Source organism: Nocardioides sp. B-3 (assembly GCF_024703895.1).
Classification (GTDB): Bacteria; Actinomycetota; Actinomycetes; order Propionibacteriales; family Nocardioidaceae; genus Nocardioides.
The window spans coordinates 1,879,972-1,894,918 of sequence record NZ_CP087968.1 but is presented as its reverse complement, the minus strand read 5'-3'; the positions used below and the strand labels follow the sequence as shown (position 1 = coordinate 1,894,918).

Annotated in this window: 18 protein-coding genes and 6 pseudogenes; 10 read left to right on the top strand and 14 right to left on the bottom strand. The window is 70.7% G+C overall.

Annotated features, from left to right (window positions below):
- Positions 1-142 precede the first annotated feature (142 nt).
- The 10 genes and pseudogenes from LP418_RS12505 to LP418_RS12460 form a co-directional block, all read right to left on the bottom strand.
- Complete coding sequence (locus tag LP418_RS12505; protein WP_257956505.1) at positions 143-655, bottom strand: hypothetical protein; 513 nt, start codon at positions 653-655, stop codon at positions 143-145.
- A 57-nt stretch (positions 656-712) separates the two neighbouring features.
- Complete coding sequence (locus LP418_RS12500) at positions 713-1,207, bottom strand: VOC family protein (protein WP_257956504.1); 495 nt, start codon at positions 1,205-1,207, stop codon at positions 713-715.
- A gap of 41 nt (positions 1,208-1,248) precedes the next feature.
- Positions 1,249-1,812: a hypothetical protein gene (locus LP418_RS12495; RefSeq protein WP_257957327.1), complete on the bottom strand. Its 564-nt coding sequence runs from the start codon at positions 1,810-1,812 to the stop codon at positions 1,249-1,251.
- An 84-nt stretch (positions 1,813-1,896) separates the two neighbouring features.
- Positions 1,897-1,995: pseudogene (locus LP418_RS12490) on the bottom strand (helicase-related protein); the annotation flags it as partial.
- Positions 1,996-2,326: 331 nt separating this feature from the next.
- Positions 2,327-2,557, bottom strand: a pseudogene (locus LP418_RS12485) (DEAD/DEAH box helicase); the annotation flags it as partial.
- Positions 2,558-2,672: 115 nt separating this feature from the next.
- Positions 2,673-2,816: pseudogene (locus tag LP418_RS12480) on the bottom strand (DEAD/DEAH box helicase); the annotation flags it as partial.
- A 241-nt stretch (positions 2,817-3,057) separates the two neighbouring features.
- Positions 3,058-3,297 (bottom strand): hypothetical protein, encoded by a 240-nt coding sequence (locus LP418_RS12475; protein WP_257956503.1) that lies wholly within the window; start codon positions 3,295-3,297, stop codon positions 3,058-3,060.
- A 39-nt stretch (positions 3,298-3,336) separates the two neighbouring features.
- Positions 3,337-3,630, bottom strand: coding sequence for a CoA transferase (locus LP418_RS12470; RefSeq protein ID WP_257956502.1), 294 nt, complete (start codon positions 3,628-3,630; stop codon positions 3,337-3,339).
- An 82-nt stretch (positions 3,631-3,712) separates the two neighbouring features.
- Positions 3,713-4,117, bottom strand: a pseudogene (locus LP418_RS12465) (CoA transferase); the annotation flags it as partial.
- 208 nt (positions 4,118-4,325) lie between these two features.
- Positions 4,326-5,504 carry a trans-sulfuration enzyme family protein gene (locus LP418_RS12460; RefSeq protein ID WP_257956501.1) on the bottom strand — a complete coding sequence of 393 codons (1,179 nt, stop codon included), beginning with the start codon at positions 5,502-5,504 and terminating at the stop codon, positions 4,326-4,328.
- 94 nt (positions 5,505-5,598) lie between these two features.
- Between LP418_RS12460 and LP418_RS12455 the strand changes: the two genes are divergently transcribed.
- From LP418_RS12455 to LP418_RS12430, 7 genes and pseudogenes are all read left to right on the top strand, one after another.
- The gene (locus LP418_RS12455; protein WP_257956500.1) at positions 5,599-6,084 is read left to right on the top strand and encodes an Lrp/AsnC family transcriptional regulator; all 486 of its coding nucleotides are present in this window, start codon (positions 5,599-5,601) and stop codon (positions 6,082-6,084) included.
- 48 nt (positions 6,085-6,132) lie between these two features.
- Positions 6,133-6,426, top strand: coding sequence for a PadR family transcriptional regulator (locus LP418_RS12450; protein WP_257956499.1), 294 nt, complete (start codon positions 6,133-6,135; stop codon positions 6,424-6,426).
- A pseudogene (locus LP418_RS33265) lies at positions 6,396-6,661 on the top strand (hypothetical protein). Before LP418_RS12450 ends, LP418_RS33265 begins: the two are co-directional and overlap by 31 nt.
- Positions 6,658-6,810, top strand: coding sequence for an oxidoreductase (locus tag LP418_RS29870; protein ID WP_272496333.1), 153 nt, complete (start codon positions 6,658-6,660; stop codon positions 6,808-6,810). The pseudogene LP418_RS33265 and the gene LP418_RS29870 overlap by 4 nt, the downstream one beginning before the upstream one ends.
- A 7-nt stretch (positions 6,811-6,817) precedes the next feature.
- Positions 6,818-6,919: pseudogene (locus LP418_RS29865) on the top strand (hypothetical protein); the annotation flags it as partial.
- 76 nt (positions 6,920-6,995) lie between these two features.
- Positions 6,996-8,639 (top strand): oxidoreductase, encoded by a 1,644-nt coding sequence (locus LP418_RS12435; protein ID WP_336276071.1) that lies wholly within the window; start codon positions 6,996-6,998, stop codon positions 8,637-8,639.
- A gap of 272 nt (positions 8,640-8,911) precedes the next feature.
- Positions 8,912-9,181, top strand: a complete 270-nt coding sequence (locus LP418_RS12430) for a Fe-S cluster assembly protein HesB (RefSeq protein WP_257956498.1) — start codon at positions 8,912-8,914, stop codon at positions 9,179-9,181.
- Positions 9,182-9,252: 71 nt separating this feature from the next.
- Here the strand turns inward: LP418_RS12430 and LP418_RS12425 are convergent, their stop codons facing one another.
- Entirely contained in the window at positions 9,253-9,456 is a 204-nt protein-coding gene (locus tag LP418_RS12425; protein WP_257956497.1) for a cold-shock protein, read from the bottom strand.
- A gap of 282 nt (positions 9,457-9,738) precedes the next feature.
- Here LP418_RS12425 and LP418_RS12420 point away from each other — a divergent pair, with 282 nt between their 5' ends.
- The gene (locus LP418_RS12420) at positions 9,739-10,302 is read left to right on the top strand and encodes a DUF998 domain-containing protein (protein ID WP_336276070.1); all 564 of its coding nucleotides are present in this window, start codon (positions 9,739-9,741) and stop codon (positions 10,300-10,302) included.
- Here LP418_RS12420 and LP418_RS12415 read toward each other — a convergent pair.
- Positions 10,263-11,255 carry a beta-ketoacyl-ACP synthase III gene (locus LP418_RS12415; RefSeq protein WP_257956496.1) on the bottom strand — a complete coding sequence of 331 codons (993 nt, stop codon included), beginning with the start codon at positions 11,253-11,255 and terminating at the stop codon, positions 10,263-10,265. The genes LP418_RS12420 and LP418_RS12415 overlap by 40 nt on opposite strands.
- A gap of 83 nt (positions 11,256-11,338) precedes the next feature.
- Here LP418_RS12415 and LP418_RS12410 point away from each other — a divergent pair, with 83 nt between their 5' ends.
- Both LP418_RS12410 and LP418_RS12405 read left to right on the top strand, forming a co-directional pair.
- Positions 11,339-12,424 carry a MalY/PatB family protein gene (locus LP418_RS12410; protein ID WP_257956495.1) on the top strand — a complete coding sequence of 362 codons (1,086 nt, stop codon included), beginning with the start codon at positions 11,339-11,341 and terminating at the stop codon, positions 12,422-12,424.
- Positions 12,425-12,442: 18 nt separating this feature from the next.
- Complete coding sequence (locus LP418_RS12405; protein WP_257956494.1) at positions 12,443-13,633, top strand: nucleotide sugar dehydrogenase; 1,191 nt, start codon at positions 12,443-12,445, stop codon at positions 13,631-13,633.
- Here the strand turns inward: LP418_RS12405 and LP418_RS12400 are convergent.
- Together LP418_RS12400 and LP418_RS12395 are read right to left on the bottom strand one after the other, a co-directional pair.
- Positions 13,630-13,761, bottom strand: a complete 132-nt coding sequence (locus LP418_RS12400; protein ID WP_257956493.1) for a hypothetical protein — start codon at positions 13,759-13,761, stop codon at positions 13,630-13,632. The genes LP418_RS12405 and LP418_RS12400 overlap by 4 nt on opposite strands.
- The gene (locus LP418_RS12395; RefSeq protein ID WP_257956492.1) at positions 13,758-14,945 is read right to left on the bottom strand and encodes a glycosyltransferase family 2 protein; all 1,188 of its coding nucleotides are present in this window, start codon (positions 14,943-14,945) and stop codon (positions 13,758-13,760) included. Before LP418_RS12395 ends, LP418_RS12400 begins: the two co-directional genes overlap by 4 nt.
- Between the last annotated feature and the right edge of the window lie 2 nt (positions 14,946-14,947).

Here is a 14,947-nt window from a genome sequence, read left to right as displayed (position 1 = left end):
CGCGGACCGGGAGCGTGCCGCCGGCCGGGGGTCGGCCACTCGACGGGCTGCTCGGCCGGGCCGACGGGGCCTGCCCCGCGGCGAGCCAGCCGAGCGAGGCGGTGCGTGAGCCACTCCGAGAGCTCGGCGGCAGTGGCCTGCGTCAGGCCGTGACCGCCCGGGTCGCGGCGCGCCGATGCGGCGGCACCCGAGGCGCCGAGCAGGTAGGACCCGAGTGCGGGCCAGCAGCTCGGCCGGGATGACGTGGTCCCGGTCGCCCCGGGCCACGAACACCGGCAGGCCCGTGAGGCGGCCCGCCTCGACGGGCACGCCGGCATCCTCGAAGGGCAGTGTGCCGTAGAGGATCGCGGCAGCGGCGTACCGCGAAGGATCGGTGAGGACGAGTCCGCCGGCAAAGGCGGCGCCACCGCTGAACCCGGCGAGGACGACGGGTCGACCCTCCGGAGCGACCTCGTCGAGCCCGGGTGCGGAACCACGCCATGGTCTCGGCGAGGCTCTCGGCGACGGGCCGGCCGATGCCGCGGTTGGCGAACCACGCATAGCCACCGCCCTCACCGATGGGCGCGCGCACGGCGGCGTACGACGGACCGGGCGGCAGGTGTCCGGCGAGGCCGATGATGTCGGTCTCGCTCGAGCCGCGGCCGTGCAGCAGCACGACCAGAGGCCGGCTCGGGTCGTCCTGTCCGGCGGCCCCGGGCGACGACGGGAGCGCTCATCGTCCGGCCTCGACAGCGGTACGGACGCCTGCCCATTCACGGACCTCGGCGGCCGGGTCGAGTCGCTCGACGGAGGCCTCGTGCTCGAAGCGGCCCCAGTCCGCGCGCGGCAGCATCCACATCACCTCGAACTCGTTGCCGTCCGGGTCCTTGCCGTAGACGCTCTTGGTCGCGCCGTGGCTGGACTCGCCGGTGTAGGCGTCCGCGTTGGCGAGGCCGAGCCGCGCCTCCTCGAGCTGCTCGATCGTGTCGACCTGCCGGGCGAGGTGGTAGAGCCCGATGCCCGGGCGCTTGACACGGTCGGCGCCGATGCCGAAGAGGCCGAGGTCGTGGTGGTTGTCGCCGTGGGTCAGTCGCAGGAACGCCGCGTTGGCGCGGGGCTCCACGGCGGCGACCTCCATGGCGAAGACGGAGGTGTAGAAGTCGATCGACCGCTGCAGGTCGGCGACGAAGAGGACGGCGTGGTTGAGCCGGACCGCGGGGATGGACATGGCGTGCTCACTTCCTTCGAACTAGTTAGTTGAAGGTACAACTAAATGGTTCGAGCGTCCATTCCCGAAATGAAAGACGCGCGGACACACGTCGAGATCCGACGTTGTGTCCGCGTCCCGCGCGTGTGACTGGAGGTCAGCGACCGGAGAAGCCGGCGGCCGAGTGTGCGCGACCGCCACCGGTCGAGCCACCCCCGGCTCCTGTTGCCGCCGCCGCTGCGACGACCGCGACCGCCACCGGTCGAGCCGCCCGCCGGGGCACCACGGCCGCCGCCGCCGGAGCGACGACGCTGGCCGCCCCCGTTGCCGCCACCGGTGGAACCACCGGTCGAGCTGGACGACGCGCCGCCGGTCGGGTTGCCTCGACGCGACTGGCCGTTGGTCTGGCCGGTGCTGCGAGCGCGCTTGCGCGCGGCGTTGGCGCCCGTCGACGAGCCGCCACCGGAGGGGGCGACTTCGGGGACGAGTCCGCCGGGCGTGCTGCGCACACCGGGGGCGAGCTCGACGAGCATCGGGTGACCGGGGCCGTGCACCTTGGTGGTGGTGGCCTTGATGCCCGCGAGACGGGTCAGGTCGCGCACGTCGCGCACCTGGTCGTCCGTCATGAGCGTGATGACCGTGCCCGGGGCGCCGGCTCGCGCCGTACGACCGGAGCGGTGCAGGTAGGCCTTGTGCTCGACCGGCGGGTCGGCGTGGATGACGAGCGCGACGTCGTCGACGTGGATGCCGCGGGCGGCGATGTCGGTCGCGACGAGGGTCGCGGCCTTGCCGGAGTGGAAGGCCTCCATGTTGCGGGTGCGCGTTCTGCGACAGGTTGCCGTGCAGCTCGACGGTGGGGACACCGGACTTGTTGAGCTGGCGGGTCAGCGCCTTGGCGCCGTGCTTGGTGCGGGTGAAGACGACCGTGCGACCCGGGGCGCTGGTCAGGTCGACCGGGATCGGGACGCGCTGCTCGCGGTTCACGTGCAGCACGTGGTGCGACATCGTGGAGACCGGCGACTGCGCCGAGTCGGCCTCGTGCGTGACCGGGTTGGTCAGGAAGCGCTTGACCGGGACGTCGATCGCCTTGTCGAGCGTTGCGGAGAAGAGCAGCCGCTGGCCGTCCTGCGGGGTCTTGTCCATGATCCGGCGCACGCCGGGCAGGAAGCCGAGGTCGGCCATGTGGTCGGCCTCGTCGAGGATCGTGACCTCGACGGCCGACAGGTCGGCGTACTTCTGCTGCATGAGGTCTTCGAGACGACCCGGGCAGGCGACGACGATGTCGACGCCCTTCTTGAGGCCGGTGGTCTGGGGGCCCCGGCTCACGCCGCCGTAGACGACGATCGTGGACAGGCCGGCGGCGTCGGCCATCGGCTTGAGCGCGGCGTGGATCTGGCCCACGAGCTCGCGCGTCGGGGCCCGGGATCAGCGCGCGCGGCTTGCGCGGCATGGCCGGCATCTTGGCGGCGTCGAGGCGGGCGACCAGCGGCAGCAGGAACGCGTACGTCTTGCCGGAGCCGGTGCGGCCGCGGCCGAGGACGTCGCGACCCGCGAGGGAGTCAGGAAGCGTCGCGGCCCGGATGGGAGTGGGGGTGGTGATGCCCTGCTTCTCGAGGATGTCGATGAGCATGGAGGGCACGCCGAAGTCGGCGAAAGACATGTGGAACCTTTTCGTTGGCGTCTCGCCAACACATCGCGCCTGAGTTTTTTCAAACCAGCGCGGCATGGCCTCGAAAGGATTTCGAGGTAAGCGGACCCGTGGGTGTTTCTGGGCCTGCTGCGACTCGGGGCAAGACTGGCCGAGGCGACTTCGTCCACAACGGTAGTGGTCGCCTGCGTGTTCCTGCGAATCGTTGGGAGTGTGACCTGCGCTATGCCTGTACGGCGGCGCCGCTCTCGATCAGGTCCTCGACACCCTGCACGCCCCACGCGTTCAAGGCCTCGCGGGTGTGCGCCCCCGCTCCGCCGGGAGGCATGGCGATCGTGGCGGCCGTCCTGCTGAACCTTGGCGCAGGGGCCGGCTGGGTCATGCCACCGCTCTCGACGAAGGTGCCGCGCGCGGCCGGGTGCGGGTGGGCCGGCGCCGCGCTGAGCGGGATGATCGCGGCCACGCACGCGTCGGTGCCGTCGAAGATGGCCGACCACTCGGCCTACGTCTTCTCCTTGAATCGCGCCGTGAGCGCCTCGCGGATCGCGGGGAGGTTCGTGAGGTCGTTGCGGTCCGGGAGGTCGAGCTCGAGGCGGCGTACGAGCTCGTCGTAGAACTGGGGCTCGAGCGCCCCCACGCTCATGTGCTGGCCGTCGGCGGTCTCGTAGATGTCGTAGTAGGGCGTGCCGCCGTCGAGGAGGCCACTCACGCGACGGTCGCTGGCGACGCCGAGCGCGGTCAGCGTGGAGGCCATGGCGTTGAGGTGCGCGGTGCCGTCGACGATGGCGGCGTCCACGACCTCGGCCCCGGCCGCTGACCTTCGCCTCGAGCAGCGCGGCGAGGACGCCGATGACGAGGTAGGTCGAGCCGCCGCCGAAGTCGCCGACGAGGTTGCCGGGGAAGTGCGGGCGCGAGCGGTCCCGGCCGAGGCCGTGCAGGGCGCCGGTGATGGCGATGTAGTTCATGTCGTGGCCGGCGGCCCGGCTCCACGGGCCGTCCCGGCCCCAGCCGGTCATCCGGCCGTAGACCGAGCGCGGGTTGCGGGTCCAGCAGTCTTCGGGGCCGAGGCCGAGGCGCTCGGTGACGCCGGGGCGCATCCCCTCGATGAGGACGTCGGCGCTCTCGACGAGGTCGAGGACGGTGGCCACCGCCTCCGGCTTCTTCAGGTCGAGCGCGACGCTCGGACGGCTGCGCGTCAGCACGTCGTGCTCACCGCTGCCGAACATCCCACCGCCCGGACGATCGATGCGGACCACGTCGGCGCCGAGGTCGGCCGGGATCATGCAGGCGTGCGGGCCCGGGCCGATGCCGGCGATCTCGACGACCTTGATGCCCTTGAGGGGGCCGGTGCCCTGACCGAGTTCATACGTCATGGACCGATCATGACAGCAACGCTGTCACGGTCGCGAGGGTGCGTCTCACTCCATGTAACCGGCGTCTACATGAACTGACCGGCCGCTGCATCGGCCGGTCAGTTGGTGTAAACGCCGGTTACATGAGTTGGGAGGCCGCGAGCGCCTGCGCGAGATCGGCGCAGAGATCGTCGGCGTCCTCCGGGCCGATCGAGAGCCGCAGCAGGTCGTCGTGGGGCTTGGCCTCGCTGGCCACCGGCCGGTGGGTGAGCGCGGCGGGGTGCTGGACCAGCGAGTCGACGCCGCCCGGGGAGACCGCGTGGGTGAAGAGCGCCACCGCCTCGGTGACGCGGGCGGCTGCGGCATACCCACCCTCGACCCGGAACGCGAGCACGGCTCCGGGGCCGCGCATCTGACGACCGACCGGGTGCAGCGGGTCGCACTCGGGCAGGCCGGGGAAGAAGACATCGCCGACGCCGGGTTGCTCCACGAGCCACGTCGCGAGCTTGCTCGCGCCCTCCTGCTGGGCGCGCATGCGCAGCGGCAGGGTGGCCAGCCCGCGGTGCAGCAGGTAGGCGCCCATCGGGTGCAGCAGCGCCCCCGTGACCGCACGCACCCGACGCAGCGCCCCGGCCCACCGCTCGTCGCAGGCGATGACGCCGCCCATCGCGTCACCGTGGCCACCGATGTACTTCGTGGCGCTGTGCAGCACGAGCGCGGCGCCGAGCGCCGCGGGGTTCTGCAGGACCGGCGTCGCAAAGGTGTTGTCCACCAGCACGGGTACGGCGCCTGCTGCACCGACCACGGCCGCGATGTCGACGAGCTCGAGCGTGGGGTTGGCCGGCGTCTCGAGCACGACGAGACAGGTGTCGGCCCGCACCACCGACGCGACCTCGTCGGCCGTGCAGAAGGTCGTCTCGACGCCGAGCGTGCCCGACGCCGGGAGATGGTCGGTTCCGCCGTACAACGGGCGGACCGCGACGACGTGGCGGCCGCCGGAGCCGTGCTCGGCGACGGCGGCGAGGACTGCCGCGGTCACGGAAGCCATGCCGGTCGAGAAGGCGACGGCCGCCTCGGTGCGCTCGAGGGTGGCGAGGCCCTCCTCGAAGCGGGCCACCGTGGGGTTCCAGAGGCGCTGGTAGACCAGCCCGCCTTCTGTGGGACGTCCGCCGGTCGCCATGGACTCGTAGGAATCCCCACCCAGCCCGATCGACGGGAGCGGGTTGGTGGTGGAGAAGTCGAGCGGAAGGGCGTGCACGCCCAGCGCCGAGAGGTCGCCGCGGCCGGCGTGGACAGCGAGGGTGTCAAGGCTGGTCATGCGGCCATCGTGGAATAATCCTCGGCACTTGGGAATGACCTTCGAAGAAGAACATCCTGATCCCCGGGCACCCCGCAGAATCCGAGGAAATCAGATGCCGCGTCCCGGTTCACCGACAGATCATGCGGCGCTCGACGCCGTCGACCTGCGCATCCTGTCCGAGCTGACCGAGGACGGCCGGATCACCAACTCGGCACTGGCGGCGAGGGTGGGCATCGCCGAGTCGACCTGCCCGGCCCGCGTGCGGTCCTTGCGGGAGCGTGCGATCGTGCGTGGCGTCCACGCGGACGTCGACCCGGCCGCCCTCGGCTTTCCCATCCGAGGCCGTGATCAAGGTGCGGCTCGGCAGCCACAACCGCGACCACGTGGCGCGGTTCCACCGGGCGCTCCCCGCGATCCCGGGCGTCGTTCGGATCCTGCACGTCGGCGGCGAGGACGACTATCTCCTCCCGAGTCGCCGTCGCGTCGACCCAGCAGCTGCGCTGACCCGGTGCTCGAGCACATCAACGTGCACCCGATCGTGCGGCACACCGAGACCCAGCTGGTCTTCGAGGAGATGGTGGGCGCGGGAGTGCTGTGACGACGGGCACCTTGCAACTAGTTGCATAGGTCTGGCACGATCCCCGACATGGCCCTCGAACACGCGCTCCTCGTCGCGCTGAGCGAGCGCCCGGGATCCGGGCTCGAGCTCGCGGGCCGCTTCGAGAAGTCCATCGGCTTCTTCTGGCACGCCACGCACCAGCAGATCTACCGCGTGCTCGGCCGCATGGAGACCGACGGCTGGCTCAGCGTCGAGACGGTCCCGCAGGCCGGCCGCCCCGATCGCAAGGTCTACGCCGTCTCGCCCGCCGGCGCCGAGTGCTCGCGGACTGGCTCGCCGAACCGCTCGCGATGGAGACCTTCCGCAGCGACCTCGCCGTGAAGCTCCGCGCCGCGTCGTACGGCGATCGCGCGGCCTTGCTCCGCAGGGTCCGCGAGACCCTCGCGGACCACGAGACGAGGCTCGCGCACTACCGCGAGCTGGAGAAGCGCGACTATCCCGTGCCGGCCGACTGGCCGGACCGGAGCTCGATCAATATCTCGTCCTGCGCGGTGGCATCCGCCCGGAGGAGTTCTGGATCGGCTGGCTCAACGAATACCCGGAGGCACACGAATGACGCCCTACCCGCACCTCCTCGCCCCGATGACCATCGGCGACCTGACGCTGCGCAACCGCGTCGTCATGGGCTCGATGCACACCGGGCTCGAGGACAAGCCCCGGGACATCGACAAGCTGGCGGCCTACTTCGCCGAGCGCGCGGGGTGAGGTCGGGCTGATCATCACCGGCGGCTACGCCCCCAACAAGCGCGGCTGGTTGAAGCCGTTCGCCTCCGAGATGACCAACCGCCTGCAGGCCGCGCGGCACCGCACCGTGACGGACGCCGTGCACGCCGAGGGCGGCGCGATCGCGATGCAGATCCTGCACGCGGGGCCGCCATGGCTACCACCCGCTGAGCGTCAGCGCGTCGGCGAAGAAGTCGCCGATCACGCCCTTCAAGCCGTCCGCGCTTTCGACGAGGGCCGTCGACCGGACCGCCACCGACTTCGCGAAGTCCGTCGCGCTCGCGAAGAAGGCGGGCTACGACGGCGTCGAGATCATGGGCTCCGAGGGCTACCTCATCAACCAGTTCCTCGCCGCCCGCACCAACGACCGCACGGACAAGTGGGGTGGCAGCGCGTCGGCCCGCATGCGGTTCCCGATCGAGATCGTGCGCCGCTCGCGCGAGCTGGTCGGCGACGGCTTCCCGATCATCTACCGCATCTCGCTCCTCGACCTCGTCGAGGGCGGCCAGACGTGGGACGAGGTCGTCGAGCTCGCGGGCGAGCTGGAGGAGGCCGGCGTCTCCGTCTTCAACACCGGCATCGGCTGGCACGAGGCGCGCGTCCCCACGATCATCACCCGGGTCCCGCGCGGTGCACGGCGGTCCGCGACGGCCCGCCTCAAGGAGATCGCGAACGTCCCGGTCTGCGCGTCCAACCGGATCAACAGTCCCGAGATGGCCGAGGACATCCCGGCGTCCGGCCGGGCCGACCTCGTGTCGATGGCGCGCCCGCTGCTCGCCGACCCGGAGTTCGTCGCCAAGGCCCGGGCCGACCGGGCCGACGAGATCAACACCTGCATTGCCTGCAACCGGGCCTGCCTCGACCACGTCTTCGCCAACAAGCTCGCGTCCTGCCCGGTCAACCCCCGCGCCGCGCGCGAGACCGAGCTGATCCTGCTGCCGACGCGCACCCGTCAGTCCGTCGCCGTCGTCGGCGCCGGGCCGGCCGGTCTGGCCGCGGCGGTCAACGCCGCCGAGCGCGGCTTCGCGGTGACGCTCTTCGAGAAGTCGACCGTCATCGGCGGCCAGTTCCGGCTCGCGATGCAGATCCCCGGCAAGGAGGACTTCGCCGAGACCCTCCGCTACTTCACCGCGCGCCTCGAGGCGCTCGACGTCGACGTACGGCTCTCCACCGCCGCGACCTCAGCGGACCTCGCGGGCTTCGACCACACCATCATCGCCACCGGCGTCGTCCCGCGGATGCCGGCCATCGACGGCATCGACCTCGCCGTGTCGTACGCCGACGTGCTCTCCGGCAGGGTCGAGGTCGGTCGCCGCGTCGCGGTCATCGGTGCCGGCGGCATCGGTGTCGACATGAGCGTCTTCCTCACCCACCGGGAGGAGGACCTCGACGAGTGGATGGCGCACTGGGGCGTCGGCGACCCGACGTTGCACCCGGGCGGGCTCACCGAGGCGAAGCCGCGCGAGGCTGCGCGCGAGGTGACGCTGGTCCAGCGCAAGGAGACGCCGATCGGCATCGGGCTCGGCAAGACGTCGGGCTGGGCGCACCGTGCGGTGCTGAAGCAGTCGGGTGTCGTGCAGGTCCGCGGTGCGACGTACGACCGGATCACTGCCGAGGGACTGCACATCACCGTGGACGGTGAGTCGCGACTGATCGAGTGCGACGACGTGGTGATCTGCGCGGGCCGGGAGTCAGTGCGCGACCTCTACGACGAGGTCGGCGGGCACCTGATCGGCGGCGCGGACGTCGCGGCGGAGCTCGACGCGAAGCGGGCGATCAAGCAGGCGACCGAGCTGGTCGCCGCGCTGTAGGTCTCGCAGGGCGTCGGCCTCGGCAACGCCGTCGTCGCCTCACCCTCGGCCGGGAGCGGAGTAGCTGCTCGAGCACCTCGATAGGCCAGTGTCAGACGGCTGTCGAAACGGGTCGTGCACGACCGTTTGCCACTGGACCATCTCCCCGATGGCCCGCGCTGTGGTGGTCGCGCTGCGGAGGTCGGGCGTCCCGCATCCTCGACAGGCGTTTGCCCGCGCGGCTGATCCGAGACATGGTGAAGGGGACACATTCGCCAGTCGGAAGGAGAGCCATGCTTGCTCTCACCGAGAACGTGACCGAGATCGTCAAGCAGCTCGTCGAGGAGGTGCCGGAGGTCTCGGGCCTCCGGATCACTGCCGACGGGCAGTCCCTGTCGGTCAGTCCCGCCGATCATGCCGAGCAGGACGACCAAGTGGTGGAGCAGAACGGCGCCACCGTCTACGTCGATGGGCCTGCATCGGAGATGCTGGCCGACAAGGTGCTGGACGGCGGCGTGGATGAGCAGGGCAACATCCAGTTCGCGCTCGGCCAACAGGCCTGACGGACAGGACGCCCCAGCCGAAATGCACGAGGGGCCCCGACCGCAGTGCGGTCGGGGCCCCTCGTTTCAAATCAGGAGACGCGAACGTTCTCGGCCTGCGGACCCTTGGGGCCGGCGGCGAGGTCGAACTCGACCTTCTGGTTCTCATCGAGCGACTTGTAGCCGTTGCTCTGGATCGTGGAGTAGTGGACGAAGACGTCCTCGCCGCCACCATCCTGAGCGATGAAGCCGAAGCCCTTTTCGGCGTTGAACCACTTGACAGTTCCAGTAGCCATGATCATTTCCTTTGTTTTCGTGCCGGGACACTGTGCCCCCGGCCGCTGAAGACATCCACCCGTGCTGCTGTCCAGCGAACCGAAAACCGGGAGTGCGAGATGAGGGCCGCGACATCGTGTGCGGCCGGGACGACTCGGGAGTCATCCCTTCAACATGAGCAACGATACGGCACGGACCCCAACTTCGTCGCTTCGGGGACGAAAACCCGTCTACGGTGACCGAATGCCGACCACCCCCGGGCCGCCTCGGAGCCCCCGGCTCTCCTCGCCCGCCCGACCTACATCGCCACGGAGATCATCACCGCGGCGGCGACGACCGGAGGCTACGACTTCGTCACCGACACGGTGAGCAAGCTCGGCGAGATCGGCTGCTCGGAGGCCTACTGCTCCCCGCGTCACGAGGTGATGAACGGCTCCTTCATGGCGTACGGCGCACTGCTGGCCGGCGGCGCGCTGCTGTCCAACAAGGAGCTGGGCCCGTGGGTGACCGGGCTGCTGATCGTCTCCGGCGCGAGCTCGGTCGCGACAGGTCTGGCACCGCTCGACCGGGGACGCGACCTTGCACGCCATCGCGGCGACGCCGCTCTTCGTGGCGCAGCCCTTTGCGCTGGCACTCCTCGGTCACCGGATCCGGCACACGCAGCCCGGACTGGCCAAGGCGTTGTTGGCGACCGGCGTCGTCACCGCCGGCGCGGCGGCGGTGTTCGTGGTCGGCGGCGAGGACGCCGCTGCCGCCGGTGCGATGGAACGGCTCGCGTTGTGGCCGGTGCTCTTCGGGCTGGCCGGGTGGGCGTGGGGGCAGCGATCTACTCGATCGGCGGGAGGGCGACGACCCGGCCCGCATAGCTGAGCCCGGCGCCGAACGCGATCAGCAGGGCGACGTCGCCGACCCGGGCTTCGCCCTTGCGCAGCATGGCCTCCATGGCCAGCGGCACGGACGCGGCGGAGGTGTTGCCGGAGTCCACGATGTCGGTGGCGACCGCGACCGACTCGGGCAGCTTGATGTTGCGCGACAGCGTCTGGGTGATCCGCAGGTTGGCCTGGTGCGGGATGAAGGCGTCGAGGTCGTCCACCGCGACCCCTGCCGCGCGCAGCGCCGAGTGCGCCACCTCGGCCATCGCGAACGGAGCCCAGCGGAAGACCGCCGTACCCTCCATCTGCACGACGGGGGTCTCGGTGTGCGCGCCGAGGCAGCTCGGGGTCTGGGTGATGACGCCTGACTGCGAGCCGTCGGATCCCCACGCCGTCGGGCCGATGCCCGTGGCACCCGAAGGTCCCACCACGACGGCACCGGCGCCGTCCGCGAAGATGAACGCGGTGCCGCGGTCGGTGGGATCCATGAAGCGGCTGAGCTGCTCGACGCCGATGACCGGGACGTGTGACTCCGCCCCCGAGCGGACCATCGCGGACGCCGGGTTGAGCGCGTGGCAGAAGCCCGCGCACCCGGCGGACACGTCGAAGGCGGCGGCGGTCGAGCCGAGCGCGGTCGCGACCTGCGGCGCCGATGCCGGCGTGTGCTCGGGGTGCGTGGAGGTGGCGACGATGACGCACCCGAGCTGGTCGGCGCTCACGCCGGAGACCGCCAGCGCGCGCTCGGCGGCGGCCGTCGCCATCCCGATCAGGCTCTCCTCCGCCCCGGCGAACCGGCGGGTCCGGATCCCCGACCGGCTCTGGATCCACTCGTCCGTGGAGTCGAGCGTCTCGCAGATCTCCTCGTTGGTCACCACCCGCTCGGGGCGATAGACCCCCAGTCCCAACATCGCGGCGTGCGTCAGCTCGGTCGCCTGCATGATCGTCATGTCCCCGAGAATAGGCTCGATCGCATGATTCGCGACCTGACCGACGACGAAGCCCGCCGAGCCCCCGGGTCCTCAAGTGGGGCATGACCGAGCCGGGCGTGATCCCGGCGTGGGTCGCGGAGATGGACTACGCCGTCGCCGACGTCATCACCGACGCCCTGCTCGAGGCCGTGATCCGGGGCCGGACCGGCTATCCGCCGTACGCCTTCGGCGGCGAGCTCGGTCGTGCGTACGCCGACTGGGCGGAGCGACACTTCGACCAGACCGTCGATCCGGAGCTGGTGATCCCGACCGTCGACGTCACGGCCGGCATGCGGCTCGCGCTCGACGTGCTCAGCGAGGACGCGCCCGTCGTGATGCCCGTCCCGGCCTACTCGCCGCAGCTCGAGATCGCCGAGATCACCGGCCGCAAGCGGGTGGACCTCGTCGTGGACCCCGACGACGAGCGGGCCGTGATCGATCTCGAGGCCCCGGACGCCGCCTTCGCCGACGGCGCGCGGACGCTGATCCTGACGCAGCCGCACAACCCGTGGGGTCGGGTCTTCACGCACGCAGAGCTCGAAGGCATCCGCGACGTCGTGGTGCGCCACGGCGCCCGCGTGATCAGCGACGAGATCCATGCGCCCCTCGTGCTGCCCGGAGCCGACCACGTCTCCTACCTCGCGGTCGACGGGACGGCCGACCACGCGGTTGCGCTGGTGGCGGCGTCCAAGGCCTTCAACATCGCCGGCCTCAAGTGCGCCCGGGTCGTGGCCGGCGACGTCGCGACCCGCGACCGCCTCTTCGGCGCACCGATGGCTCGCAACGACTCGTGGTCGACGCTCGGTGTCGTGGCCGCCCTAGCGGCGTACGACGAAGGGGATCCGTGGCTGGCAGCCCCGGTCGAACGCCTCGACCGTCAGCGGACGCTGCTCGAGGCGCTCCTCGCCGAGCACCTCCCGCTCGCGCGGATGCGGCCGCTGGAGGCGACCTACCTCGCGTGGCTGGACCTGCGGGCCTACGGGTTCCGCGATCCGGCGCAGGTCTGCCTCGAGCGTGGCAGGGTGCGACTGGCCCCCGGGCACGACTACCACCCGGGGTCGACCGGGCACGTGCGGCTCAACATCGCGACGTCGGCGGAGCGGCTGACGGAGATTGTTCACCGGATGGCGAGGGCGCTGGCAACCTGAGTCGGGGATGATGGCTCGGTGACCACCAAGATTGCTGTCGTCGGCCTCGGTTATGTCGGACTCTCCATGGCCTGCCTGCTCGCCCGCGACAACGAGGTCGTCGGCCTCGACCTCGACGAGGCGCGCATCGAGCGGCTGCGAGCCGGCGAGAGCCCGATCCACGACGAGGACATCTCCCGGTTCCTCGCGTCAGAGGACACGGCGCTGACGTTCACGACGGATGCGGCGCAGGCCTACGCCGACGCCGAGTTCGTCATCATCGCGACGCCGACGAACTATGACGAGGTCACCAACTACTTCAACACCGGCTCGGTCGAGTCCGTGATCGCCGACGTCATGCGCCCGGCGCCGGAGGCCACGATGGTGATCAAGTCGACGATCCCGGTCGGCTACGTCACCGACGTCCGGGCGCGGCTCGGCACCGACAACGTGATCTTCAGCCCGGAGTTCCTGCGCGAGGGCAAGGCTCTGCACGACAACCTGCACCCGTCGCGGATCGTGGTCGGCGAGGACAGCTCGCGGGCCCACCGCTTCGCCGAGCTGCTGGTGAAGGGCGCCGACATCGACGACGTACCCGTCCTCTTCACCGAGCCCACCGAGGCCGAGTCCATCAAGCTCTTCGCCAACACCTACCTCGCGATGCGGGTGGCCTTCTTCAACGAGCTCGACTCCTTCGCCCTCTCGCACGGCCTCTCGACGCGGCAGATCATCGACGGCGTCGGCCTCGACCCGCGCATCGGCACGCACTACAACAACCCGTCGTTCGGCTACGGCGGCTACTGCCTCCCGAAGGACACGCGCCAGCTGCTCGCGAACTACTCCGAGGTCCCGCAGACGCTCATCACCGCGATCGTCGACGCCAACACCACCCGCAAGGACTTCGTCGCCTTCGACATCCTCGACCGCCAGCCGAAGGTCGTCGGCATCCACCGGCTGCTGATGAAGGCCGGCTCGGACAACTTCCGCGAGTCCTCGGTGCAGGGGATCATGAAGCGGATCAAGGGCAAGGGCGTCAAGGTCGTCGTCTACGAACCGGAGCTGGCCGACGAGCACCTCGACGCCAATGGCAAGTTCTTCGGGTCGAAGGTCTACACCGACCTCGGCAAGTTCAAGGCGAAGGCAGACGTGATCGTGGCCAACCGGATGGCGCCCGAGCTCGACGACGTCCGCGAGAAGGTCTACACGCGCGACCTCTTCGGCTCGGACTAACGGTCCAGCGGTCGTTTCATCTTGCCCTCGTAGCGGACGACCTCGCGCTCGGCCGTCGGGACCCAGCCGGCGTCACTCGTGCTGACGCGGATCAGTCCGTACGCCGCCTGCAACCGCTCGTCGCTCACCTCCGCGCCCGTCCGGCGCACCCGCTCGACCGCGGCCGTTCGCTCCAGCCGACCGACGCCGTCGATGACCGCGGCACCGTCGTGGTGGGCCTCCGGAGTCGTCGAGGAGGTCTTCGATCGCGTCCCCCTTCGGCGCTCTGGAGACGCCGTCGAGGGTGAGTCGCCACGGCGAGCGGCATCGTCCGCCGGGGAGCGCGTCGACCAGCTCGACGCGCTGGTCGCCGGAGTAGGTCCGATGAACGATCCGCCGCTCGAGCTGCGGGTCGCCCGGGGGTGACTGGCGCTGGTCGGTGAGGTCCGCGAAGTCGCCGATCACGAGGATCCGCAGGTCGTCGAGCGACGAGTCGAGGACTGCGTCGACGACGCCGATCACCTCGACCGCGCTGTGTCCCCGGCTGTCGAGGACGATCTCGAGGAAGGGCACGTCGTAGCGCCGACCGCGCCGGTTGCGCTTGGGCCGCATCGTCGGCACGAGGTTGGCCGAGAACGCGTCGTTGTAGCGGTTGATCTGGTCGCGGTGCTGCATCACGTGTGTCTGGCCCGGGTGCCGGGCCTTCGATGCGTGCTCGGGGATCAGCACGCCGCCGGCCTCGGCCAGCCGGTGCCCTGAGCTCCATGTCCTCTCCGAGGCGCAGGCCCGTCGCCATACCGCCGGAAGAGTCATAGAGGGCGCGCGTCAGCGAGCCGGTCGCGCCGACGTGGGCGCGGAAGGCGCGCGGTCCGGCGAGCGTCAGGTCGTCGGTACGCCGCCACATCCCCTCGACCCACTTGTGGGTCTCCTCGGCGTCCCAGTCCCGGGTGCGGTCGATCGCGCCGCTGGCGACGTCGTCCCTGACCTGCGCGGGAGTCTTGTCGGCCAGCGCGAGCGGGTCGACGAAGCGCTTGGTGCCGAGGACAACGGCATAGTCGATCTCGTGGTGCCACTGCAGCTGTGCCTCGACGTGCTCGCGGAAGGCGAGCATGTCGGCGTCGAGCCACATGATGACGTCGCCCTCGCTGGCGCGCGCGCCCGTGTGGCAGGCGTTGGCGCGACCCCAGCCGTCGGTGACGCGAACCAGCTTGGTGTTTGCCTGCCTGACGTCAGGCAGGCGGACCGGCTCCGGATTGCCGTCGTCCACGACCACGACCTCGAGCAGGTGTGCCGGGTAGGTCTGGGCGGCGAGCCCGGCGAGGACGAACGGCAAGG